19 protein-coding genes, 1 tRNA gene and 1 pseudogene are annotated in these 24,761 nt (G+C 39.1%); 11 read left to right on the forward strand and 10 right to left on the reverse strand.

The features are described 5' to 3' along the window. Positions 1 to 131 precede the first annotated feature (131 nt). From G4D73_RS04035 to G4D73_RS04055, 5 genes are all read right to left on the reverse strand, one after another. A complete protein-coding gene (locus tag G4D73_RS04035) occupies positions 132 to 1,130 on the reverse strand; it encodes a hypothetical protein (protein ID WP_213687443.1) in 999 nt (332 codons plus the stop codon). 1,909 nt (positions 1,131 to 3,039) lie between these two features. Then, positions 3,040 to 5,079, reverse strand: coding sequence for an antiviral reverse transcriptase Drt3b (drt3b, locus tag G4D73_RS04040; RefSeq protein WP_213687444.1), 2,040 nt, complete (start codon positions 5,077 to 5,079; stop codon positions 3,040 to 3,042). Further along, entirely contained in the window at positions 5,072 to 6,421 is a 1,350-nt protein-coding gene (gene drt3a / locus G4D73_RS04045; protein WP_213687445.1) for an antiviral reverse transcriptase Drt3a, read from the reverse strand. Before drt3a ends, drt3b begins: the two co-directional genes overlap by 8 nt. 298 nt (positions 6,422 to 6,719) lie before the next feature. Further along, positions 6,720 to 7,937: a tyrosine-type recombinase/integrase gene (locus G4D73_RS04050; protein WP_213687446.1), complete on the reverse strand. Its 1,218-nt coding sequence runs from the start codon at positions 7,935 to 7,937 to the stop codon at positions 6,720 to 6,722. A gap of 194 nt (positions 7,938 to 8,131) precedes the next feature. Continuing rightward, positions 8,132 to 8,208 (reverse strand) — tRNA-Ile (locus tag G4D73_RS04055). A 798-nt stretch (positions 8,209 to 9,006) separates the two neighbouring features. Between G4D73_RS04055 and G4D73_RS04060 the strand changes: the two genes are divergently transcribed. Then, positions 9,007 to 9,561, forward strand: a complete 555-nt coding sequence (locus G4D73_RS04060; protein ID WP_213687722.1) for a 1-acyl-sn-glycerol-3-phosphate acyltransferase — start codon at positions 9,007 to 9,009, stop codon at positions 9,559 to 9,561. Positions 9,562 to 9,809: 248 nt separating this feature from the next. Then, positions 9,810 to 10,559: a YebC/PmpR family DNA-binding transcriptional regulator gene (locus G4D73_RS04065; RefSeq protein WP_004645516.1), complete on the forward strand. Its 750-nt coding sequence runs from the start codon at positions 9,810 to 9,812 to the stop codon at positions 10,557 to 10,559. Between the two features lie 69 nt (positions 10,560 to 10,628). Here the strand turns inward: G4D73_RS04065 and G4D73_RS04070 are convergent, their stop codons facing one another. Continuing rightward, positions 10,629 to 11,099: an Lrp/AsnC family transcriptional regulator gene (locus tag G4D73_RS04070; RefSeq protein ID WP_004645518.1), complete on the reverse strand. Its 471-nt coding sequence runs from the start codon at positions 11,097 to 11,099 to the stop codon at positions 10,629 to 10,631. 380 nt (positions 11,100 to 11,479) lie between these two features. Here G4D73_RS04070 and G4D73_RS04075 point away from each other — a divergent pair. After that, positions 11,480 to 12,689 (forward strand): annotated as a pseudogene (locus tag G4D73_RS04075) (hypothetical protein). Positions 12,690 to 12,753: 64 nt separating this feature from the next. Here the strand turns inward: G4D73_RS04075 and G4D73_RS04080 are convergent. Further along, complete coding sequence (locus G4D73_RS04080; protein ID WP_213687447.1) at positions 12,754 to 13,518, reverse strand: glutathione S-transferase family protein; 765 nt, start codon at positions 13,516 to 13,518, stop codon at positions 12,754 to 12,756. 294 nt (positions 13,519 to 13,812) lie between these two features. On the opposite strand from G4D73_RS04080, the gene ychF reads away from it, so the two are divergent. Together ychF and G4D73_RS04090 are read left to right on the forward strand one after the other, a co-directional pair. Further along, positions 13,813 to 14,904 (forward strand): redox-regulated ATPase YchF, encoded by a 1,092-nt coding sequence (gene ychF / locus G4D73_RS04085; protein WP_004645523.1) that lies wholly within the window; start codon positions 13,813 to 13,815, stop codon positions 14,902 to 14,904. A 210-nt stretch (positions 14,905 to 15,114) separates the two neighbouring features. Then, entirely contained in the window at positions 15,115 to 15,732 is a 618-nt protein-coding gene (locus tag G4D73_RS04090; RefSeq protein ID WP_213687448.1) for a superoxide dismutase, read from the forward strand. Positions 15,733 to 15,922: 190 nt separating this feature from the next. Here G4D73_RS04090 and G4D73_RS04095 read toward each other — a convergent pair whose 3' ends face one another. Next, on the reverse strand, positions 15,923 to 16,420 hold the full coding sequence (locus tag G4D73_RS04095; protein WP_191112690.1) for a hypothetical protein: 498 nt from the start codon (positions 16,418 to 16,420) through the stop codon (positions 15,923 to 15,925). A 103-nt stretch (positions 16,421 to 16,523) separates the two neighbouring features. Between G4D73_RS04095 and G4D73_RS04100 the strand changes: the two genes are divergently transcribed. The 6 genes from G4D73_RS04100 to dapC all read left to right on the forward strand — a co-directional run bounded on the left by G4D73_RS04100 (position 16,524) and on the right by dapC (position 23,575). After that, positions 16,524 to 17,276: an AzlC family ABC transporter permease gene (locus G4D73_RS04100; RefSeq protein ID WP_180086939.1), complete on the forward strand. Its 753-nt coding sequence runs from the start codon at positions 16,524 to 16,526 to the stop codon at positions 17,274 to 17,276. After that, positions 17,273 to 17,620 carry an L-valine transporter subunit YgaH gene (ygaH, locus tag G4D73_RS04105; RefSeq protein WP_004278941.1) on the forward strand — a complete coding sequence of 116 codons (348 nt, stop codon included), beginning with the start codon at positions 17,273 to 17,275 and terminating at the stop codon, positions 17,618 to 17,620. The genes G4D73_RS04100 and ygaH overlap by 4 nt, the downstream gene beginning before the upstream one ends. A gap of 94 nt (positions 17,621 to 17,714) precedes the next feature. Further along, positions 17,715 to 18,359, forward strand: coding sequence for a hypothetical protein (locus G4D73_RS04110; RefSeq protein WP_213687449.1), 645 nt, complete (start codon positions 17,715 to 17,717; stop codon positions 18,357 to 18,359). A gap of 115 nt (positions 18,360 to 18,474) precedes the next feature. Continuing rightward, positions 18,475 to 19,689 carry a formate-dependent phosphoribosylglycinamide formyltransferase gene (gene purT / locus G4D73_RS04115; protein WP_171057027.1) on the forward strand — a complete coding sequence of 405 codons (1,215 nt, stop codon included), beginning with the start codon at positions 18,475 to 18,477 and terminating at the stop codon, positions 19,687 to 19,689. A 26-nt stretch (positions 19,690 to 19,715) separates the two neighbouring features. Further along, positions 19,716 to 22,388 carry a [protein-PII] uridylyltransferase gene (gene glnD, locus G4D73_RS04120; RefSeq protein WP_213687450.1) on the forward strand — a complete coding sequence of 891 codons (2,673 nt, stop codon included), beginning with the start codon at positions 19,716 to 19,718 and terminating at the stop codon, positions 22,386 to 22,388. Positions 22,389 to 22,405: 17 nt separating this feature from the next. Then, a complete protein-coding gene (dapC, locus tag G4D73_RS04125) occupies positions 22,406 to 23,575 on the forward strand; it encodes a succinyldiaminopimelate transaminase (RefSeq protein ID WP_213687451.1) in 1,170 nt (389 codons plus the stop codon). 101 nt (positions 23,576 to 23,676) lie between these two features. Here dapC and G4D73_RS04130 read toward each other — a convergent pair whose 3' ends face one another. Next, on the reverse strand, positions 23,677 to 24,153 hold the full coding sequence (locus tag G4D73_RS04130) for a glutathione peroxidase (protein WP_004278946.1): 477 nt from the start codon (positions 24,151 to 24,153) through the stop codon (positions 23,677 to 23,679). Continuing rightward, positions 24,150 to 24,569 carry a peptide-methionine (R)-S-oxide reductase MsrB gene (gene msrB, locus G4D73_RS04135; RefSeq protein ID WP_004645533.1) on the reverse strand — a complete coding sequence of 140 codons (420 nt, stop codon included), beginning with the start codon at positions 24,567 to 24,569 and terminating at the stop codon, positions 24,150 to 24,152. Before msrB ends, G4D73_RS04130 begins: the two co-directional genes overlap by 4 nt. Positions 24,570 to 24,761: the final 192 nt, after the last annotated feature.

Here is a 24,761-nt window from a genome sequence, read left to right on the forward strand (position 1 = left end):
GTGATCATATTTCTTGCTATAGAGACTAATTTCACTGATTACTAAGTGGAAGTAAAGTCATATGTTTAAGACAAGTGAGCTCTGTAAAACATGCTAGGATTAGTTGTACTAGCTCAAACCTGATATTAAATTTATAAACCCTGCGCTTCAATGTAGTCACTGATTAACTGCCAATTTTCCGCTTTTGAAATCTCTCGTGGAAGTTCAACTTCAAAGGATTCATAAAAATATCTACGCATACAATATTCAGTATAAGAATCCGCATAGGTTTCATATCGCGCGATGATTGTTAAGTTCATCACAGGCATTTGCACCTGATCCCATCGTTGTCTTTTCCGACTGAAAAAGAATAGTTTCCCGAAGGTATATAAACGTCCCGCCTGTTGTCGATTGCCTCTGAATACAGCATAAACTTTAAAATAATTCTGCCATGCAAGAAGATCATTTACCGCTTTAGTCTGATCTTTTTGTGAAATAACTCGATTGAGAATATGTGTTAATTCTCTTTTTTGTTTTTCTATTTCAGTTTTCTTAAATCGCCACGTCCATGAGAAATTCTTATTACTTTTACGGTAAAACTTAGTTTGATGTTCAGCATACTTTTTATGGCTTAACCGTACTAATTCAGCCTCACATTTCCCGAAATCTAAGCATAGATAGGGTTTATTCAATATGAAATTAAACTGTTCATTGTCTTTATAGTAATGACGGATAAAAGTTAATTCTTGCCCGACTGTAATTTTGTCCCAGATGACAGGTTCAAGTTCAGCAATTTTATCTTTTGATGTATATGCTGAACTAGTTGTTGAAGTCACTTTACCTATGGTTTCTTTGCTGTGACGATGGCTATTAGGGGTTTTGATCAACAAGACAAATAACCATGCATCTTTATAAAGAATGTCTTGAACAATAAGATCAGCGACAGGTAATCCTTGTTTTAATCGATATGTTCTTTGCCGACTGGTTAAATTTAATAAGTATCTTTCGGTTAATTTATGAATAATCTTTTCAATATCAATTTCACCTAACTTAGTTTGCACTATAAATTTGCAATAAAAATATGATCCTCTGGTGACCTTATCTTGAATTTTTTGTGCGGTGTATTTTGTGTGGGGGCTGTAATCAATCATTTTATGTCATCCAACTATGCACTTTTGATGTCAATCAACAATCCACTTAAATCCAAATTTCTTCATTCATTTTTGAATTGTTCATCAACAATAATTTTCTCTACATTTCCCATTTTGCTGAGCGCGTCAGCAATCAGCATTGATCAAATTGCGCTAGCACTGTCACCTCACGTTGTAAGGTGACAATAAAGTAGTTCCAAGTGCGCATTACGAAACTTGATCAACAAATCTTATACTTGTTTAAATAATATATCAATAATATTGATATATTAAATTTATTCTGATAATATGACGGCATATCAATCGAATTGTGGATTGACCATCCATTCCAACTTTCTTTTTTGAAGTGGTTTGAATGGCTGACCACCATTCAAAAACTTTGATACATATTGCCCTGAGTATAAGACTAACCATCTTCATACTGCCGATGTAGCGGACTGCTGGGGAAACCTCGCTCGGTACGTTGCAACGGGGGCTAGAGGATTGCAATATCCTTTTTCTATCCGTTCATTCACTTTTTAAGAGTTCCAAGCAAATAAAAAGTGGTTGGGCGACAAGGAAACGGGAGCCTATAAGCGATTTATCGTGAAATGGTCATTTGGTTAGTAATAGCCAGATTAGGTGTGAAATTATGAAAATAGTGGATCATTGAAACCCTGTTTAAAGTGATACAGTCAGGAGCAGCATAGGATGTGCGATAGTCTCCGTTAATAGCTGAATGTGTATGCTTGATCGAACAAGTTTTTTTACTTGGAAAAGTATGCTCATTTCCAATCACGATGGCTGCTGAGAGTGCCGTAAGGTACTAGGGCTTTGAGGCTAACGCTGGAAAAGCTGGCACCATTTTGCGCAAGCTGAATGGGTCGCTGGATAGCTTAAACGTGTAACGGCATTAATCGATAGATGCTGATTGGAGTGTAAGAGTTTTACCCTTTACAAAGTTGTGTATACATCATATCCCGATATTTTTTAAGGAACTACGGTCGGGGGAAACAGGAAGCATGTATACAGGCGAGAGGATAAACGGTCTGCACATTAAGACACTTTGAAATAACTTGGGAAGCACTGAATAAAAAGGCTTAAATTGGTTAAAAGTCTGCTGTATTTTTTCAGTGTGGGAGCGATGGTGAGTAGCGCATATAAAGCAAGTATTTACTTGCGGAAATTGTGATACCAATCTTCATAGTAAGATTTGTATTAAATGAGATAGCTAGCTTAAAGCGAATCCTAAAACATTTCGATTTTTTTCAGTCGGGATGCTCATTGCGAAAACTTGAGTCGGCACATGCGTGAGCATGTTGGACAATATGTAGAAAAGAAAGGTTAATGGAACACTGGTCGTGTTTCTTAGTCGGGGATTGGTCTCTCTGACTAGGCCGAGATTGGTACAGTGTAAGTATTCTGAAGTTTGGTCACTGATGAAATAAACTTATACGGGTTTGCCTGAGACATAAATCGGGATAATGCTACACCAGCATGAAAAAATCGTGGCTTGTTCTTCCAGATTAGACAAGTATAAAACTACTGCCTCGCAGTAGAAATATGAAATGGAATATGGCCTAAGTCGGCATGAAAAAATTGAACCGCCAGTACAGGCGTAATCATCTGCTCAACAAGGAGCGTTAACAAATGCATTAGGCTCGATCCCTTAGGGACGAGCCTTACTTTGTTATAAATTAAACATATTCATTAAATATATGTATCTTAATTATATTATATATTTTGAGTTAATTAAATTTTGACACCTTCCTGTCACATGGGCCATTAGCTGAGTTTCAGGAAGGTGTCTCAATGAAAAGACTCAGACAAATCTCTTCAAGTACAATTTCCATGCATAGGACAATTGTACCCCTTAATGCTGGTGTGTGTAGTTGCCAACAACCATAGCGGGTGTCTGATGCATTGTTAACTAGTATACTGAATTACTAAGCTTTGCGTCCAATTCTTTAGTGAAATCAAATTTATGCCATTTTGTGAACCAGAACTGGTTCAAGGCAGCAATTCTTTTTACATAGGACTTCTCAATACCATATTTGGCCAATAAAGATTTTTTAAAAGAAATATCTATATATGGACAAGTAATTAAATCGAGAGTTAAATGAACTAATTCCGAATCATCTAAAAGAGTGTCTTTCTTTAATTCATATAGATTATTTATATAAATTAATAAATGCTTTTTAATCGATTCGTACCTCTTTTTATCACAAATATAAAAAAGCAATGTAGTAATTGAAAAATAGTTTAAATTTTCATCAAACACATACCCATCATTATATCTAATGTTAAAATATTTTAAAATTGCAGACTCATCTAACCAATAGTATTTCCCTAGTTGCCTGATCAAAACTAATAAATATAATGTCTCTATCGGTGTAATACTTTGTAGTGAGTGTTTATCTAAAATAGAACATGTGTTATCAAAAACACACTTAAAAATAATATGTTGATTCTCTGATCCTAGCTTTTGATCTTTAACAAACAAGATTATTTGTTGAATAATTCTACATAGCTTAATAGTACTATTTACTCGTGGCGTAACAGCATAAATAAAATAAGTAAAATTTATTATAGAAATAAGAGCATTAATTAAACTCCTACCAGTATTTTCATTTACATTCAACTCTTTATAGTCTTTTAGTATTTTCTTTACTTTACTTTCTATTATTGATAAGGAGTAATTCAAGACATCAGAATATGTTATTCCCGAATCAAAAAGAATAGTTTTAAAATCTGTAGATAAACTATTTTGATTGATATAAATACTTCCATCTTTAGTTTTTTCAATTGGATTTTTATCCTCTGATAAATTATAGCTTAAATTATCAGATATCAATTTAGCTATTTTCTTTTTAGCTATCGTAATCGGCGTTATGATCGGCCTAGAATACTTTTCTTCTTTATGTTTATTTAGACTTAGCTTATATTTTTTTAAATTAATCTGAATATTATTTTTAATTTTAGCAAAAACTTCCTCTTCATTATAAAATAAAAAGTAGTCATCAACATATCGAAATACTTGATAATCCTGTCCTAGGGTTAGACCATGCTTATCTAAATCCTGAATAATGTTATTGTCTATAGATTGCATTATGATTTCAGCAAAAATTCTAGAAAGTTCAGGACCAATCAATATTCCATTAGTTTCATTGTGGTTAGAACGTTGCATTAATTGATCAAACTTAAATGGAAAAGTTAATTTTGTTTTATTGAGTTGCATTTTTGAATAATCTTTCTGAAATACAGCCCACGCTATAGAATGTGTATAAATAGAATCAAAACAGTGAGAAACATCTAATTTTGATAAATAATTAAACCTTTTTTCACACCAGTGATGATCCCTAGACTCATAAAATTCAAAAATGTTCCTATATTTTCTATATACAAAAAAGGATTTTAAATTTTCATAATTTTGCCCCTCCATCTCAATTCCTAAGTTACCTTTATCAAAACATTCAATAAGTGCTTTTGAATCAATATAAGTACATCCTGCAACACGTTTTGCAGATCGTAGACTAATAGGACTTCTATTAGAATAATAGGTAATTAAGTCTTTAAAGTTATGATAAAAATCAATACCTAATATTTGACTTTTCGGATGCATAATGGAAAGGTATCTAAACTCATTATGCTTATGTGAAATTGGAAATGTAAAAGCAATACTTGGTAGCTTCGAGTGTGTTATATCAGTTTTTATATAATCAATATTATTTTCAGAAATTAAAATTAATTTAGTTGATTGATCTAGCCCTAAAAGCAAAAGAATTAGTTTAGTTAATTCATCAGTTCCTTTTATCCATTTAAAATTTAAACCATCATGTTTAATTTGATGTTTAATAATAAAATTATAGAAATGCCTATTTGAAAATATAATAGGTACTTCATATGGTAAAAATTCAGAAAGAACTACACGTTCAATAGGAAAATTAATAGACAAAGCCTTTTTAGACATTTTTCCACCCATTTGATAATATACCTAATTCTTCCACTGTAAAATTACGAAAAACCTTTTCTTCAAAACCTTCCTTAAAAGACAACTTACTAATTCTATTTTTTAATTTTTGATCACATATACCATTTAATTTATTCGCTAAGTAATAATCAAGACCAAGTAAATCTGATGTTTCAGTTATAAATCTATTACTAAAATAAACACCTATAAAGGCTTTTGATTTACTATTATGTAATTGCGTATTTCCAGTTAAAAACTTTAATCTTAATAGAATTAGTTGATAAGATTTATTTGGTATTTTTTTTAGATTTTTATTATATTCATCAAAAGACTTATCAATTCTTTTCCTAACTTTTTGTAATTTAGCTGAGCTTATCTTTACTGAACAAGAACTAGATGTAACTTCAAATTTATATCCCAAATATTCAAAGTTCTTATTGCTTTGATTATATAGGTCAATTTCTTTCGTTTTACTATTTAATGATAATCCAAAATTATTCAAAATATTTGAAATTGACTTTAAGTAACTTAAAGTATTTTCTTTTTTTCTTGGGGAGAATATAAAAATCATATCATCTACATATCTCTCATAATAAGTAATGTCATGTATTGACTGCATATTCTTATCAATATCACTCATATAGATTTCAGATAAATGCGCACTTATGCCGATCCCCCTTGGCAGGCCCTTTTCATTACCTGTGATTGATCTATATTGACGAATCAACTGTGTTATTATTCTTCTTGGTGCTACTGATAACTTAGATGATGAATGTAAGATATCTAATAATTTTTTATGATCTATTGATTCGTAAAAATTTGCCACATCAGCTCTAATAATATATTTAGGGCTTAGCTCTTTGGCCAATGTACTAAGACGACTGATAATTATATCGCGGTTATTTATTTTAGTCTCAAATAAAGTACTAAGAACTGTTTGTATTTGTTTTGAAACAAATATATCTTCAACTTTATTTCCAATTGAAAATACATCTTTATTCTTAACTTGATAAGGCAGAAGTGACAATGGGAGAGTATAACCCTTAGCATTGACTATCGTTAACATTGTTCCAAGTTTCTCATCAATTATGTAATTATATTTCTCTTTTCTCTTCTGTATAATTTCATTAAGCTTTGTTTTTCGTCTTTCTAATTCATCATAAGTTAATTTATTTTTTTTATGTTTTAATTGAAGCACTTTTATAAGATTTTTAACTCGATTAATTTTCAATCTAATAGCATAGGCTTCTGGGAAATGGTCTCTTTCAATTGTTCCTTTATTTTTTCTATCAATATCGTATATTTGTCGAAAATTTCTTACTGAAAATGACTGATTTAACAAAATAAGCCCCCCTATTAAAAACTTAACGTCTGTTAACTCGACTACTAACTCTTACAAATTATGTAAATTTTAACTTGTGTACCAACCTAGTAATTCAATATTATGAATCTAAATCGAAAAAAAGATCTATATAGTTAGTAGTCAAGGTTGAGTTACCATTCGCGCTACACAAGTGAGCATATGATATACTTTTTTAATGTTTATTTCGTTAAATTAATAACTTATTTGAAAATAACGTAATTTATAATCTTTGCTTAAAGTTTTTTATAAAAGATTTACCGAACGTAGATTAGCTTTCTCAATTAAAATTATGATTTGGTAGGATTGTTGATATGAAATCAGCCCACCACTGCATAACATCAATTCGTTCATCTAAATGCGTGGATTTATCATACACAGCTTTTACACCATGTTTTTTATGAGCCAAACAAGCTTCAATAACTTGTTCTTTATCACTAAATTGATTATTTAAAGCAGTACTTGCTATATGCCGAAAACCATGCGGGCTTTGCCGACCTCGATAGCCTAGATTTTTCAAAGCATTATTTAAAGTTGCTTCACTCATTGGCTGTATAAGGCTATCTCTGCTAGGAAATAAAAAATCCGATACTGTCCTAATTTCTTTTAATTTAAATAACAGTTCTATTGCCTGTTTTGGTAAAGGTACAACATGGGTAATACCACATTTCATTGTTTCGGCAGGCTTTATCCAGATTTTTTTCTCAAAGTCAAAATCTTGCCATTTTGCATAGCGCAATTCTTGTGGTCGCGGGAAAAGAATAACAAGTAACTCTAAAGCAATTGCTGTATGCGAATTTCTATAGCTTCGAATAGACTGCACCAACTCGGGCAGTTCCTGAAGACTGACATGCTTCATATTCCCTTTACTACCTTTATCAAGATACTTCAAAATTCCATCCAAAGGGTTCGACTCTATTTGTCCATGAAACTTTGCAAGATCATAGGCATTGCGACAATGTGAAACTAGTTTCTCTACACGATTGTAAATACTTTCACTTCTAAGCATATCCTGAAAAAATGTCAGCCATTGTTGAGGTGAAATTTTGGTGAAATCCAATTCACCAAAAACAGATAAGATACGTTTTTCAATTGATTGAGTTTCTTTCTTTATTGTTATTGCAGCCCAAGTTGTTTTTTTAGTATCAAGCCAGTCATACATTAAACTTTTTAAATTAAGTTGTTGCTCCTCAATCTTTTGTAATTCAATTTCTTTTTTTGTTAATACTTTTTCATTTTGCTGTAACTTGAGAAAAATAGTTGAAGCTTCAAGTTTAGCTGCTACAAGCGATAACTGCGGATAACTTCCAATACTGTGCCATTTCCACTTCCCTACCTCATCCTTAAAGCGGACTTGCCAAGTTTTTTTTCCTTTTGGTGATACACGAAAATAAAGCCCAGCATCACATGAAATACGATACTCCTTTTCCTCAGGTTCAAGATTAAGAAGATGGGTATCTTTAATTTGTTTGATGTTATCTAAAGCCGCTCTTTTCATAACAAAATCTCTTGTATCCGAGTAATGTAGAAAGAGTATCGGATACAAGATTGGATACACAAGAGGGTCAAATAAAGCTGTGCATAGCCAAACATAGTTGTGCAAAAAGCAGAAATAAAAAACCCATGAATCATTATAATTCATGGGCTTATATATTAAATCATTACAAAACTGTGCATATGATTACAAAAAACTGGTGGGCCCAGACAGACTTGAACTGTCGACCAACGGATTATGAGTCCGCTGCTCTAACCAACTGAGCTATAGGCCCTATATGCTGAAAACTTTAATTATCAATAAGTTCAGGCGTCATGAATACTAGCTAAGATTTTTTGGAAAGACAAGTGCTTTTATAACTGCTTGAACATTTAGGCAGCAATCATGGGCGACTTGTCTTAGTCAAAATTCAGTTACTTAAGACTTCAGTATAGGAGGCATATAGAAAAATGAGATACATGCTGCATCATTTAAGATAAATGAGCCTGTATCTTGAATTTAATCCGGTCTACTAAGCGTAAAACTGATAGATTTAAGGTCTTAGTATATCTATAAGGTATCAAAATTCTTTATTACTCAGGCAGCAATGTTAAAGGAATAGCCTAGAACTAAAGAAGATAGAATGACTAGAATTCAGACTTCATTTCTTCGTCTTTATGTAAATCCTGCTTAATTTCGATCAAAGACCATACAATTATAAGCGCAAAAATCAATAGGGAGACTACGAAGGCTGTCATGTACGTCATACTTTTCAATCTCAGAGTAGAAAGAATAAGAAAATAGAAAAGACCTGTATCAGTCTTCTTCTTCGACAAAAGTCTAATAACTAAAGTGTGCTCTGGATAGTCATTTTTTCATCATTTTAAGACTTTTTTTGTATCTAATGATATTTTTAAGATCTTAATATTGTTTTATTTATATATATTAACTCTTAATCTTGCAGCTTAAAAAGATGAATAAATCATAGATTTTTACATTATTCGCTGATTTTATTGGAAAGCCTATTGACTGTATGGGCGAACAAGATGAAATTATGCAGTTCTCTACATACAGCTTTTACTTCTCCGTACTTATGCTAAATAAATTCCTTGGCGAATCTGCATTTAAATTTGCAGGTTGGCAATATCATGTCGAACCCGATGTGCTTGAAGATAAACAGGTCATTATTGGGTTTGAACATACCTCAATGATGGATGCGGTACTGTCAATTGCCCTGTTCCAGATTTATGACCTCAAGGTTCATACCTTGATTAAAAAAGAATTATTTAAAGGACCGTTTAAACCGCTATTGAACGCTTTGGGTGGTATTCCGGTTGACCGCAAGGCCAGTAAAGATATCGTGACCCAGATGGTGGAACATTTTCAGAACAATGAAAAGTTCAATCTGGTGATTGCTCCCGAAGCAACACGGGCTAAACAAGGTGAAGCACGCAAACCAATCCGTACCGGTTTCTGGCATATTGCCAAGGCTGCCAATGTACCAATCGTGTTGTTATACGCCAATTCCAAAACCAAGCAAGGTGGCATTCTTGGCAAGATCTATCCGACAGACCTTGCGCATGACCTGGCTTTGATCAAGCAACTATATAAAGACAAGGTTGGCCTGGATATCGTTATTCCAGAATAAGCTTTTTAAAAATAAAAGCACGGACATAATCAGCGATTCTGCTGTTTATGTCCAAGTCATCTGTCCATATAAATGTATAAATAGAATTATAAATCCCCCTATCCTCTTTCTATTTTTCCTCGATATTGCACTTTTTTTGTTTTTATCCTGAAATCTCAAATCCAGGCACTTTTTTTTAAAAAAACGCTTATGGTAGAATTTCGGCATTCTGATAGGCATACAGCCAATCTACAAGGAGCATAGTTCGCATGGCGGGTCATTCCAAGTGGGCCAATATTAAGCATCGCAAAGCAAAACAAGATGCGAGTCGTGGTAAAGTTTTTACCAAATACATTCGTGAATTAACCACTGCTGCAAAGCTTGGTGGTCCAGATACTGCAAGCAACCCTCGTCTACGTGCTGTGGTTGAAAAAGCATTATCAGTGAATATGACACGTGACGTGATCAACCGTGCCATTCAACGTGGTGCTGGTGGCGAAGATAACGACGACCTGAAAGAAGTGACCTACGAAGGTTATGGTGTAGGTGGTGTTGCGGTTATTGTTGAAACCATGACTGACAACTTGAACCGTACTGTGCCTGACGTACGTCATTGCTTCTCTAAAACTGATGGTAACTTAGGCACCAATGGTTCGGTGGCATTCCTGTTCACGAAACGTGGTGAGATCACTTTTGAAGATGTGTCTTTGGAAGATCAAATCATGGAAGTGGCATTAGAAGCAGGTGCTGAAGACATCGAAGTCACTGAAGATGATATCTTGGTCATTACCACACCTGAAGCCTTCGGTGAAGTTCAAGATGCTTTAACCGCTGCAGGTTTAAAATCTGACAATGCTGAAGTAGTGATGAGTCCTTCAACCAAAGCAGAAATCACAGACATCGATCAAGCGAAAAAAATCATGAAAATGATTGATATGCTTGAAGATCTGGATGATGTACAAAACGTTTATACCAACGTTGAATTCTCAGACGCAGTTTTAGCAGAACTTGATGCTTAAATATGTCTGATTCAAAAAACGCACCTTAGGGTGCGTTTTTTTTATGGCTGTCCACCACCCTAGCTTTGATTAAACTTTATTGAGTAATCCGCTACAGTTAAAGACATTATATTCTTTAATCACAAAGCTGGAATGCAGTGCCACCACATGCTCAATTTTTCCAATCCGCTTAAGCAGGATTTCACTATAATTTTCCATATCTCTTGCCACGACTTCAACAATAAAGTCTGCCGACTGACCGGTGACCAAAAAGGCATTAATCACTTCGGGAATACTTTCCAGTTCTTCCAGAAATTTGGCAAAAGTATCGCTATCATGTTTGCTTAAGGATACCTGCAACAGCACATGCAGACTGAAACCTAATTTTTGGTAATTGATTTCACGTTTTAAGCCACTGATAATATTATGATCGATTAAGTGTTTGATCCTACGATGCACCGAACTGACAGATAAATTCACCCGCTCGGACAGTTCATTCAGATTGACATCTTCATGGGTCAATATTTCTAGAATATGTTTATCGAAACGATCCAGTTCCATTTTTATACTCTTATATCAATAATCAATAGATGCAGAAAATTTTGCGCCATCTCTGTTATACAATATTTATTTATTTTTCACAAAATTTTCATATTCTGAAATTTTTTCCCAAATGGGATTTCATTTTATAAATACGGTTTTCAGGAGGGTTTAAATGACCGTTAATCGCATAAATTAAAAACATGACCAATGGTATTTTTGATTAAATCTTTATTTTTAAATTATTTAAATTGGGTAAACATGGCAACAGATAGGCTATTCCTGTCAGCCCCTACACGACTTAGCCGTCCATCTTTTACAAGTGTATAGAAATAGATTAAAACAAAGGCGCTTTAAAAACAAAAATAGCGCATTTCAAAAATATTACACAAGGAACGGTCATGGCTTCTAAACTTTTAAGCTTGATAAAAACAAAAGTGAGTCCTGTTTTAACCGTCGAAACCCAAAACGAAGAGCTTATTGGGCGGCTTATTCGGTGGAACGACATCAGGTACCCTCACCAATCTTATTGGCAATCTCACCGGATCCAATACTCAACCTTCAGTCAGCTCATTATTAAATAATCTCCTTTCTGGAAGCAGCCTGAGTACGACAAATCTCAGCAATTTATTAACTCAATTTTCTGGTTCGAATGCCTCAAGTTTAAATATTCAAAGCCTGATCAGTAGCTTAACCCAATCCAATGGCGGTAGCTTTAATATTACCCAGGTCACCAACTTATTAAAGAGCTTAATGGGGAGCAATAGCAGCAGCCTAGATCTTGAGGCTATTTCTAAACTGGTGGGCGGCTTATTGGGCGGTAGCACTGGCAATATTGATATTGGTAAAATTTCTCAACTGGTCGGTGGCCTGATCGGCGGTTCAAGTAATATTGATATTGGTGCGATTACAGGTCTGGTCGGCAACCTGATTGGCGGTAATGGTGATATCGATATCGGTGCCATTGCAGGGCTGGTCGGTAACCTGATTGGCGGGAATGGCGAGATTGATATCGCACAAATTGCTGAATTGGTCGGTGGCCTGATCGGTGGTTCTGGCGGATTAGGTGGTGTAGATATCGGTGCCATCGCAGGACTGGTCGGCAACCTGATTAGCGGTAATGCAGGCAGTGATTTTGATCTTGGTGCTATTACCGATTTAATTAGCGGCTTTGTAGGCGGAAATGCAACGGGTGGTTTTGATGTCGGTGGCTTCACTGACTTACTGAGCGGTCTAATCGCGAATGGTTCAAATGGCATAGACTTAGGTGGGTTATTGGGTAATCTGAATCTCGGTAGCGATCTGGATCTGGGTGGTATGATCGAAGGTATTTCCTCTGCTTCAAACGGCTTTGACTTAGGCAGTATTGCCGAAGGTGTTGGTCAGTTGGTGGGTAGTGGCTCTTCGATTGAATTGCCTGACCTCGGTGATCTTATGCAAGGTGTGGGCGCGACTGATTCCAATATTGATCTGTCTGCTCTCCTGCCGGGCATTAAAGATACGATTCAGAATATTGGCAGTGGCGGTTCTTCATCCGGATTTGATTTTGGTTCACTCCTCAATAATTTTACTAAAAATATTGATATCGACCAGACTAATCCTTGGGGTTAATCATAATCTCATTAAAAAACGCGCTTCATGCGCGTTTTTTTAATTCTTGGATTAGCATTTAAACTTATACACCACGCCAGTCTACCCGTGCATTGCGTTCGGTTCGGTAAATACGGCAAATATATTCACCCAGTGGTAGCTCATTCAAATACTGCTGATAGTCGCGATATTCTTCGGACAAGGTTTCAAAATTTTCTTTTTCCCACGGCGTACCTGGAATCGCCAGAAGCGGTGCCAACATGGAACAGACTGCAATATCCACCAGACCTAAACGATTTCCGACAAAATAATCCCCACCTTGGCTGACCAGCATCTGATTGAGCTGTTGTACCGCAACATCGATGTGTTGTTTAGATTCCGCCACGGTTTCCTCATTCAATGCATACCCCTTGGCCACCATCGCTTTCAATAAAGGTTTAGAAAATTTTTCAAACTGGCGCAGATAGCCCTGCTCACCAATTAAAATATCCAGAGATTCATGATCAGAAGTCAGTGCTTGAGAGAGCATCCAGCGACGGACATGACGACCCAATTCCAAAGTAATTTCATTAATTTCTAAAGCTTTATTTCGAAAATATCCTTCCGCGTGCAGTAAACGATGTTCTGGATAAGTATCATCCAGATACAGAGCAATCTGGGTGGAATCTGCGATCCATCGATCCTGATCACGCAAAATAGGCAGACGATTCTGACCTGTTTTCAGGCGGGCAAAAGCGCGGTGTACCCCGGGTATCAGATTGTGAGCAACATAGTACAGCTCTTTATGGTCCAGCATCCAACGTGCTTTTTCGCAAAAGTGAGATAAAGGAAACTGGTATAAAGTTCGCATGTATGCTCCATGTTTATCGTTATTGGATCAGGGCGTGTAGGCCGCCGTTTTATTCAGATACTTTAGTCACTCACTTTTAGAAAAACAATGTGATTTTTATTCAAAAGTAAAATACTGGCTGATTATTCCTCTATGGTTGGTGGACTCACGATACATCCTGGAAAGCTCAATGAGTCATTTTAGGTCGCCAGAAGCATTTGATTGCAATAAACCACAAGCGCATGACCTGACTTTAGCCGTGCTTTCATGTAAAATCGGGGGCAATTTTTATATAACGCTTTTGTGAGTTATTTCATGGGTTTTAATTGCGGTATTGTCGGCTTGCCGAACGTTGGTAAATCTACACTTTTCAATGCTTTAACCAAAGCTGCTATTGCTGCAGAAAACTTCCCTTTCTGTACGATCGAACCAAACACCGGGATTGTACCTGTTCCTGATCCACGTTTAGACAAATTGACTGCAATTGTTAAACCGCAACGTGTTATTCCGACTTCTATGGAATTTGTAGACATCGCAGGTCTGGTAGCTGGAGCTTCTAAGGGTGAAGGCTTGGGTAACCAGTTCCTGGCCAACATTCGTGAAACTGATGCAATTGCTCACGTTGTGCGTTGTTTTGAAGATGAGAACGTCATTCATGTGAATGGTCGTATTGATCCACTGGATGACATCGCTACGATTAATACCGAACTTGCGCTCGCAGACTTAGATGCTGTAGCCAAAGCAATTACGCGTTTGACTAAATCTGCTAAAGGTGGTGACAAAGAAGCGCTAGCCACTAAAGCTGTTCTGGAAAAAATCCAGCCTTTACTGGATGAAGGTAAACCGGCTCGCGCAGCAGACCTAGATGATGACGAACGTAAACTGGTTCGTGGTTTTGGCTTAATGACCCTTAAACCAACCATGTATATTGCCAACGTTGCTGAAGACGGTTTTGAGAACAACCCACATTTAGATGCAGTGAGAAAATTGGCTGCTGAAGAAAATGCGATTGTAGTTCCACTGTGCAACCAGATTGAAGCTGAAATTTCATTGCTTGAAGATGAAGACCGTGCTGAATTCCTTGAAGCAATGGGCATGGAAGAACCTGGCTTAAACGTGGTGATTCGCGCGGGTTATTCACTGCTTGGCCTACAAACTTACTTCACCGCGGGTGTACAAGAAGTTCGTGCCTGGACCGTAAAAGTTGGCGCAACTGCACCACAGGCAGCAGGCGTGATTCATACCGACTTTGAAAAAGGCTTTATCCGTGCAGAATGTATCGCTTATGATGATTTCGTGCAGTACAACGGCGAAGCCGGTGCGAAAGAAGCAGGCAAATGGCGTCTAGAAGGTAAAACTTACATCGTTCAGGATGGCGATGTTTTACACTTCCGTTTTAACGTTTAAGTCATTGCTGTTAAAAAAAGCCCCTTCTTGGGGCTTTTTTATTGCTTATAAAAAGAGGATTCATACGTATAACAGGCTTTCTGGAAGCGCATAAGATCAACATATATTAACAATAATGATAACTATTCTCATATATGAATATTAAATTAGAGTGTATCTTAAATCTAATGAAAAATAACCTAACTCCATTCTCCCCAAGGAATCCTGCCAATGAGCTACACCTTGCCTGTACTGCCTTATGCTTATGATGCGCTAGAGCCTCATATCGATAGCAAGACTATGGAAATTCATCATAGCAAGCATCATCAAACTTATATCAATAATATCAATGCAGGAATCGCGGGTACAGAATGGGAAGATTTATCAGTCGAAGCCTTAATTAGCAAATTCAATGAAGTGCCCGAGCAACTCAGACAGAACGTGATCAACAATGCTGGTGGACATGCCAATCATTCCCTGTTCTGGACAGTGATGAGTCCAGACGGCGGTGGTCATCCCGAAGCTGAAATTGCCAAGGCAATCGAACATGAATTAGGAGGATTCGAGGCATTTAAAGAAGCGTTTACCCAAGCAGGGCTTAGCCGTTTTGGTAGTGGGTGGGCCTGGTTAAGTATGGCGCCAGATCAAACGCTTATTGTAGAAAGTAGCGCCAATCAGGATTCTCCACTGATGCATGGCAATATTCCCCTTTTAGGTCTGGATGTTTGGGAACATGCCTATTATTTACAATATCAAAACCGTCGTCCGGAATATATCTCAGCTTTTTTCAATGTCGTGAACTGGAAAGAAGTAAATCGTCGTTATCTGGAAGCGTTAAACGCACTTTAAATCTTTGAGGAGATCAGTCATGTCTACACGTATGCTGATTCAACGCATGATTGGCAGCACCCTGCTGATCTGCGGTGTCATGGTGCTTTTATTAGAACATGTGTGGATGCCCTATTTTTAAAGTTTATTTTGCTAAAAAAGCCAGTCTAAATGACTGGCTTTTTATAGGTACATTTAAATGGGCAAAGGTTTATTGCATATTGGCAATTGCAGTACCTTTTTGCTTAGGATCAGTATTTCCGAGTGCAGGATGGGCAATGGCATTCTGGCATTGCAGTTTATCCCGCTCATAATCCGCCTGTTTTTGTTGCAGACTATTACCATTTTCCATGGTCGTCCGCGCCCAGATTTCCAGACTGGTCAAGGCTTTACGACACAGGGCATATTTGCCTTCGGTTACCGAATCAGTCATTTTGACATTAATACGCCAGTCTGTACTCAATTTACGTGCTGGTTGACGTACCTGTGTTTCCAGCTGATCCACTTCTTTATTATAGACCAGAGGATCCACTTCATTGATCAGTTGCCATGCGGCATTGGCATAAGTCGTCGCATCATTAGTCAGTTTAGGTGCCGGTTTAATTTCTGGCTTATCAGTCGATTGACTGTCATTCCCACACGCTTGTAACAATATTACCGTGCCTATTAAAGCAGCAGTCAGCATCGTACGTGTCTTGAACATCCACATATCAGGCTCGCCAATTTAAACATTTCGGCACTATGCTATTAAATTCACGTAGAATACACAATCTTCATTTGACCCATCGTTCAACTCTCCTTCAAGGTGTGTCGTGTCTGAACCGAATCAACTCGCTACGCAACCTGCTGGCTTCTGGCAAGGTGCAAAAGATAGCCAAGCGATTATCTTCACTTATTTACCGGTGTCGTTTGCTTTTGGTGTGTCAGCTACTCAGTTTGGCTTTACCGCCTGGGAAGCACTGTTCCTGTCCTGTTCGATGTATGCAGGTGCCAGCCAGTTCCTGGTAGTTGCGCTCTTAGGCAGTGGTACATCTATCTGGATGACAGCATTGACCGTGATTGCCTTGGACATTCGTCATCTGCTTTATGGCCCTGCGTTACAAAATCTGATTCAAGACCGGCTGAATTTAAAGAAAACGGCAATCTGGTCTTGGGGTTTGACCGATGAAGTTTTTGCCTCCGGCATGATCAAGCTCTCGCAACGGCGACAGGAATGGTCAGAATCCTGGATGCTCGGTTTAAGCCTGTTTAGCTGGATGTCCTGGGCACTCGGATCTTTCCTCGGTGGATTGTTTGCCGATCAGGTCAGCAACCTGCCGCAATTCTTACAGGCTGCGCTGGATTTCTTGTTACCTGCGCTGTTCCTGAGCTTCTTGTTAGCCGCTTTTGAGAAAAAACATACTTTTGTTGTAGCTGTCACAATTCTGGTGTCTGCTGTGGCCTGTTATTTTATCGACCTGTCTGCCGCGATCTTTATCGGTATAAGTTCTGGTATTTTCGCAGGCCTGTTCAAGCACTATATTCTGAAACAGCCAGATCCTGAACACGCAGGAGATCAAGCATGAATCTAGAGATTATTCTGGTTGGGATTTTAGTCGGGATTGCCAATTTCGCCTCGCGCTTTGGTCCTTTTTTTGTCATTCAGAAATTTCAGCAAGGTTCGCAAAAACGCGGAGCGTTGTGGCTAAAAATTGCCTTGGGTTCAATTGGCATTGCTGCGATCAGCTCCATGCTGGTGGTTGCTACCCTGCCACCTTTATTAGAAACACCGAATAAAAGTTTTGCGATGCTGGTTGGCTTTATTGTGCTTACTGTTTTGTATTTTAAGTTTAAACGTATCGTGATGGCGACTCTGACCGCAGCACTCACCTATGGCCTGGTTTACACCTATGTTCCGGTACCCTTTTAAGCTTTAAATAGTTGATCAATTGAAACAAAGACTTATGCTAAACTCATAGTATAGGTCTTTTTTTATATAACAATAAAAACAAGGAAGGATGCGCATGTTTGAAGTCAAACAGGTGATTGAAGGCAAAATCTTTATTCATCATCGGCGCGATGAAATGTTAACCGTATTCCATCGACATGAAGTGCCGGCACAATATTTTGAATGTTTTATCAATGCTCAAAATTTTACCGGACATTTTGTCGAAATACATGTTCAACCAGCAGATCAAGTTCGGGTGGTTTATATTAAAAAGAATAGCACCCATCAAATTATTGCTATGCTTAATCAGAGCCAATACGTGCTGCATCTTCATCCTTTGACATTGATTTTGGGTAAATGGAGCTTCAGACATCGTGTCCTGCCGAATACTCTAAAAATTTTTGCTGGTTTATTTGCGCTCCTTTTTATTCTTTTTTCAGCTACCGCCTTTTCAGCAGATCAGTTCCAGCTCACCACCATCTTGCGAGACTGCATTCAATTCACAGTTTTTGGGCTACTGTTATTTTTGCTGTGCTTTGTACTGCCTTTTGTATTGCCCTATGCGTATTTCCTGCATGTTGGTACATTACGTCTGTTAAAGATGCTAAATATCAATACTGAACAAGTTGCACAAATAGAAAAGCTCAAGTCTCAAAGCGAGATTTATCTTCTGCAAACGCAGTCTGACAGCGATGTGAAAATGACAGCGCCTCCTTATTAAAATCTAGAAAAACTTTATAAATAAAACTGTTGGTCAATATCACAATTTTGTATGAATCTTGGCTTAACTGTCGGCTCAGTTCTGCTATGCTAAAAGTCCATAAAATCAAGCATGGATGATCCACATGAGCGTGACTATTGGTACTCCCCTTCAATCTTCTGCCTATAAAGTTCTATTATTGGGTTCTGGTGAACTGGGCAAGGAAGTGGTGATTTCACTACAACGCCTTGGAGTCGAAGTTCATGCTGCTGACCGTTATGATCATGCCCCTGCCATGCAGGTTGCGCATTATTCCTATACCTTGAATATGGCAGATGCTGTAGAACTCAAACAACTCATCAATCAAATCCAGCCACATTTAATTGTTCCTGAAATTGAAGCGATTGCGACCGAAGTTCTGCTTGAAATAGAAGCCCAGAACATTGCTACAGTCATTCCTTCTGCTAAAGCCGTCAATCTGACCATGAACCGTGAAGGTATTCGTCGTCTGGCTGCGGAAGAACTCGGTCTGCCAACTTCAGCTTACCGTTTTGCCGACAGTTTAGAATCCTTCCGCGCGGCCTGTGACGATGTCGGCTATCCAAACTTTGTGAAACCGGTGATGTCATCTTCAGGCAAAGGTCAGTCTCGTGTTACCCGTTTTGATGAAGTCGATGCTGCCTGGGAATATGCGCAAACCGGTGGCCGGGTCAATCAGGGTACTGTGATTGTAGAATCACAAATTGACTTTGATTTTGAAATTACCTTATTGACTGTTCGTGCAAAAAATCCAGAAACCGGCGAAATCGAAACGTCTTATTGCGACCCGATCGGACATCGTCAGGACTCAGGTGATTATGTGGAAAGCTGGCAGCCTCAACCGATGACTCCAGCCGCGCTGGAAGAATCCAAGCGCATTGCCAACAAGGTCACTACAGCACTTGGTGGCTGCGGAATCTTTGGAGTGGAACTCTTTGTAAAAGGCGACAAAGTATGGTTTAGTGAGGTTTCCCCACGTCCACACGATACTGGACTGGTGACTTTAGCCTCCCAATTTCAAAGTGAATTTGAGCTGCATGCACGTGCTATTTTAGGCTTGCCGGTGAATACTGCACGACATAGTGTGGCTGCCAGTGCGGTAATTTATGCTGGAGTAGATGGCCGTAATCTTTCATTTTCTGGCCTGAATCTTGCTTTAGCAGACGGCAATACCGATTTGCGCCTGTTTGGCAAACCAGAAGGTTTTAAACGTCGTCGTATGGGCGTTGCCACGGCACGTGCAGAAACTATTGAACAGGCACGTGAACTGGCCCTCCAGGTCGCCAACCAAGTTAGCGTCAACCAAAACTAAGCTGAAATACCAACGGACGACTGTACATGATCAACACCCATCCACTGCTGAATTACGCTAAAAGCAACCATGACATTAAAGCCATCAATCAATGGCGCAGTGATGTCGAAAATCAGCTTCAGGAAAGTTTTGAAAATGGCCAGTCGATTCGGGATATTATTCTGGCGCGTTCCAACCTGATTGATGAAGCATTGCAGTTTCTCTGGCAGCATGCCGAACTGGATCAAACTGATTTGGCCCTGTTTGCAGTCGGAGGCTATGGCCGTCGTGAAATGCTGCCTTATTCTGATGTCGACATCATGATCTTGTCAGAAGACGAGATTAACCCGGAACAGGAACAACTGATTTCTACATTCATTTCATCGCTTTGGGACGTGGGGAATTTCAAACCCGGTATCAGTGTCCGCACCATCAATGAATGTGTCAATCAGGCCAGCAGTGATCTGACCGTCGCCACCACCCTGATCGAAGCCCGCCTGATTATTGGCAATGAAAACCTGTGCAAATGGCCACGTCGTATCGTGTCACGTACCTGGACTGACAAAACTTTTTTTGATGCCAAGATGGATGAGCAGCATAAACGCTATGCTCAGCACAACAATACCGAAAGCAATCTGGAACCGGATATTAAAAATGCGCCGGGTGGCATCCGTGATATCAACCAGATTGGCTGGATTGCCAAACGGCATTTCCGCGTCAATCGCATTTATGATCTGGTACATCTCGGTTTTATTTCAGAATTTGAACTCGGTGTGCTTGAGGAAGCCGAAAGTTTCCTCTGGGAAATCCGTCATCACCTGCACCGCCTGACCAAGCGCGATGAAAACCGCTTATTGTTCGATTATCAGCGTGATATTGCTGCCAAATTTGGCTATGTACGTGAAGAGGCGCATCATCCGAACTATCCAATTGAACAGTTCATGAAGCGCTATTATCGCAGTGCACAGCAAGTGTCTACGCTGAACGAAATGCTGCTGGCCTATTTTAATGAATCGGTCATTACGCCACGTTTACCGCAATATGAACGCCAGATCGAAGAAATCAACCAGAACTTTAAACTGGTCGATGGCAAACTGGCTGTGCAGCATCACAAGATTTTCTCGGAAAATCCAAACGCAATTCTGGAAATTTTCTATTTACTAGCCAATCGTCCTGAAATCGAAGGCATTCGTGCACGCACCTTACGCCTGCTGACCTTGGCTGGAAAACGCATTGATCAGGATTTCCGTGATAATCCGGTGCATCAGGCACTGTTTATGGCGATTATCCGTTCACCACATCGACTCTACGATACTATGGTCGCGATGAAGCGTTATGGCGTGCTCGGAAACTATATTCCTGCATTTGGACAAATTCTGGGACTGATGCAATATGACCTGTTCCATATTTATACGGTCGATGCGCATACCTTATTGCTGCTACGTAATTTAAACCGCTTTAAAGAACCTGAATTTGCCAAGGAATTCCCGGTGGTCAGTTCAGTATTCCAGCGTTTGACCCGTCGTGACATCGTCTATCTGGCGGCAATTTTCCATGATATTGCCAAAGGTCGTGGCGGTGATCACAGTGAACTCGGCGCTAGCGATGCGATTAAATTCTGCCGGAGCCACGGTTTTACTGAACGCGAAAGCAATCTGGTGGCCTGGCTGATCCAGAATCATCTAGTGATGTCTGTCACCGCCCAGAAAAAAGATATCTCCGATCCGGATGTGGTCAAAGAATTCGCCGAAAAAATGGGTGACATGGAACATCTGGACTATCTGTACACCCTGACAGTCGCCGATATTAACGCCACCAATCCGAAGCTGTGGAATACCTGGCGCGCTTCGCTGATGCGTCAACTATATACTCAGGCACGTGACGTAATCCGTTCTGGTCTGGGCCGTCCGGTTGATTATCAAATGCTGATTGAAGATACTAAATTTGCAGCCAGTGAACTTCTGGTTCAGGACTTCTCACTGGATGAGGTAGAAAAAGTCTGGCAGGAACTTGGTGATGACTATTTCCTCAAAGAAACAGCAGATGAAATTGCCTGGCATACCCGTGCCATTTTACAACACGGCGATAATCCTGCCCCACTGGTGCTGATGCGGGCGCACCGTAAATATGCGCAGGATGCGGTACAGATCTTTATTTATACGCAGGATCAACCCAACCTGTTTGCCACCACCGTGGCTATTCTGGATCGTATGAATCTGGATGTACAAGACGCAAGGATTATTACAGCGACTAAAGCCTTCAGTCTGGATACCTATGTAGTACTGGACCGTTTTGGTACCTTATTGACCGATCCGGAACGCGAAGCCACAGTGATTGAAGCTCTGAAAGATGCCTTGAGTCATTCTGATGAATATCCGGGCCTGATGCAGCGCCGGATTCCGCGTCAATTACGTCATTTCGATATTGAAAATACAGTCGATATTAGTATCAATCCTGCCTTGAATCAAAATATGGTCGAAATCGCTACTCTCGATCATCCTGGTTTACTTGCCAAAATCGGTGGTTTATTTATGATGCAAGGCCTGGATATCCACTCTGCCAAAATTGCTACACTTGGCGAACGTGCCGAAGACATATTTTTTGTCACCAAAAAAGATGGCAACCCTATGACACCTGAAGAATCTGCTGAATTTGCAGCTGCACTTAAAACTGCACTGGATGAAGCCTCTCATCAGGTTTGTAGTCAACACTCACATTAAAACGCGGTTACTTATTCATGAACTCTAGCTTGTCTCTACTGCACCCTTATCCGTTTGAAAAGTTAAATCAGCTTTTTGCGGATATCCAGCCTGCAAATATGCCCTTAATTCCCCTGTCGATTGGTGAACCAAAGCATCCTGCACCGGAGTTTGTGAAACAAGCGATTATTGATAACTTTAAACATTTATCGACCTATCCAAACAGTAAAGGCCTGCCTGAGCTACGCGAAAGTATTGCCCAATGGCTGACACGCCGTTTTAAGCTCAATAGCATTAGTACAGACAGCAATATCCTGCCTGTTTCCGGTACGCGTGAAGCGATTTTCTCGTTTGTACAGGCTTTGGTGAATCGTGAAGATGCACCTTATGTGGTGATGCCAAATCCGTTTTATCAGATTTATGAAGGCGCAACACTGCTCGCAGGGGCCAAACCTTATTTCATCAACTGTACTGAGGAAAATAACTACCTTGGTGACTTTGATGCTGTTCCGGCAGAAGTCTGGGAAAAAACTGCACTGCTATTTGTCTGTACCCCGGGCAATCCAACCGGTGCAGTGCTGTCGAAAGAACAGTTTAAAAAACTGATTGCCCTGTCGGATCAATACAACTTTGTGATTGCTTCAGATGAATGTTATTCAGAACTCTGGTTTGATCAGGCACCCGTAGGTTTACTGGAAGTTTGTGCTGAAATCGGCCGGGATGACTATAAAAACTGTGTGGTGTTCCATTCACTGTCTAAACGCTCTAACCTCCCAGGCATGCGTTCAGGTTTTGTTGCCGGTGATGCCAGCCTGTTAAAACCTTATTTGCAATACCGTACTTACCACGGCGCAGCGATGCCGGTGCAACATCAACTGGCGTCAGTTGCTGCCTGGGATGATGAAGCACATGTGGAAGAAAACCGGGTGCAATACCGTGCCAAGTTTGATTTATTCCAGAAAGAACTCGGTCACCTGCTGCCACTGAAAAAACCGGATGCAGGTTTCTACTACTGGCTAAAAGTCGATAATGATGAAGCCTTTGCCAAGCGCCTGATGGAGGAAGCACATATTAAAGTTCTTCCGGGTCGTTATTTATCCCGCGATACTGAACAGGGTAATCCGGGTGAAAATCATGTACGTTTAGCCCTTGTTGCCGATCTGGCGCAATGTGAAGAAGTCATTCAACGTCTGAAAGCCATTCTCTAAATTTTATCATGACTAAAAAACCCACTGTAGATCAGTGGGTTTTTTAATTGAAATCAGATGAGTTCTATCTTCATCTCATACTGAGAAAACAACACAGAGTCTTACAACACTTTTGCAATTTCATCTTCAAGATCTTCAGGCTTGGTGGTCGGAGCAAAACGGTTCAATACCTTGCCATCACGGCCAATCAGAAACTTGGTAAAATTCCATTTAATTCCATTACCTAAAATACCTTTGGAATTATTGGTTAAATAGCGAAAAATAGCATGTGCCTCAGGGCCTTTGACATCCACCTTGGAAAACATCGGGAAAGATACCCCGTAATTCTTCTGGCAAAATTCACCAATCTGTTCATTGGAACCCGGATCCTGGCCGCCAAACTGGTTACATGGAAATCCCAAAATTTCCAGACCTTGATCTTTATATTTTTCGTAAAGTTTTTCTAATCCTGAAAACTGTGGGGTAAAACCACACTTACTCGCTGTATTGACGATCAAAAGCACCTTGCCTTCATAATCTGCAAGTGGCTTGCTTTTGCCATCTAACAATTCAGCTTCGAACTGATAAATGTTAGTCATGGATAGGTTTCCTCATCATTTTTTTCTTGTGTTTCTAAGTCCAAAGAAGCCGAGTTGACACAATAACGCAAACCGGTCGGTTCTGGGCCATCCGGGAAAACATGCCCTAAATGTGCGTCACAATGATGACAAACAATCTCAGTTCTGACCATTCCGTGTGAAGTATCAGGTAATTCTTCTACCACCGAACTGCTGACAGGACGGTAGAAACTTGGCCAGCCACAGCCGCTGTCATACTTGGTCTCCGACGAGAACAATGGCGTGCCGCAGCAACGACATACATAAGTGCCATCTTGCTTGGTATTCCAGTATTTTCCAGTAAATGCCGGCTCGGTTCCCTTCTCGCGCGTAATGCGAAACTCCTCAGGTGATAACTCTCTTTGCCATTCCCGGTCTGATTTATTGAGTTTTCCCATGATCACATACCTTTTTATCTTGCTATTTAAAATAGGATAATCCTATATTTACGTGATTCATTTTAAAAATTCTAGTCTTTATTCAACATTTTACAAAAGACATATAATGCCCAAAAAAGCAAAAAGAAAGCAAATATAAAAATAAAAGTAAGCAATTTTTACATTAAATGTTTTTTAGTGAGCAAATTTAAT

This window comes from Acinetobacter sp. WY4, assembly GCF_018438165.1.
Classification (GTDB): Bacteria; Pseudomonadota; Gammaproteobacteria; order Pseudomonadales; family Moraxellaceae; genus Acinetobacter.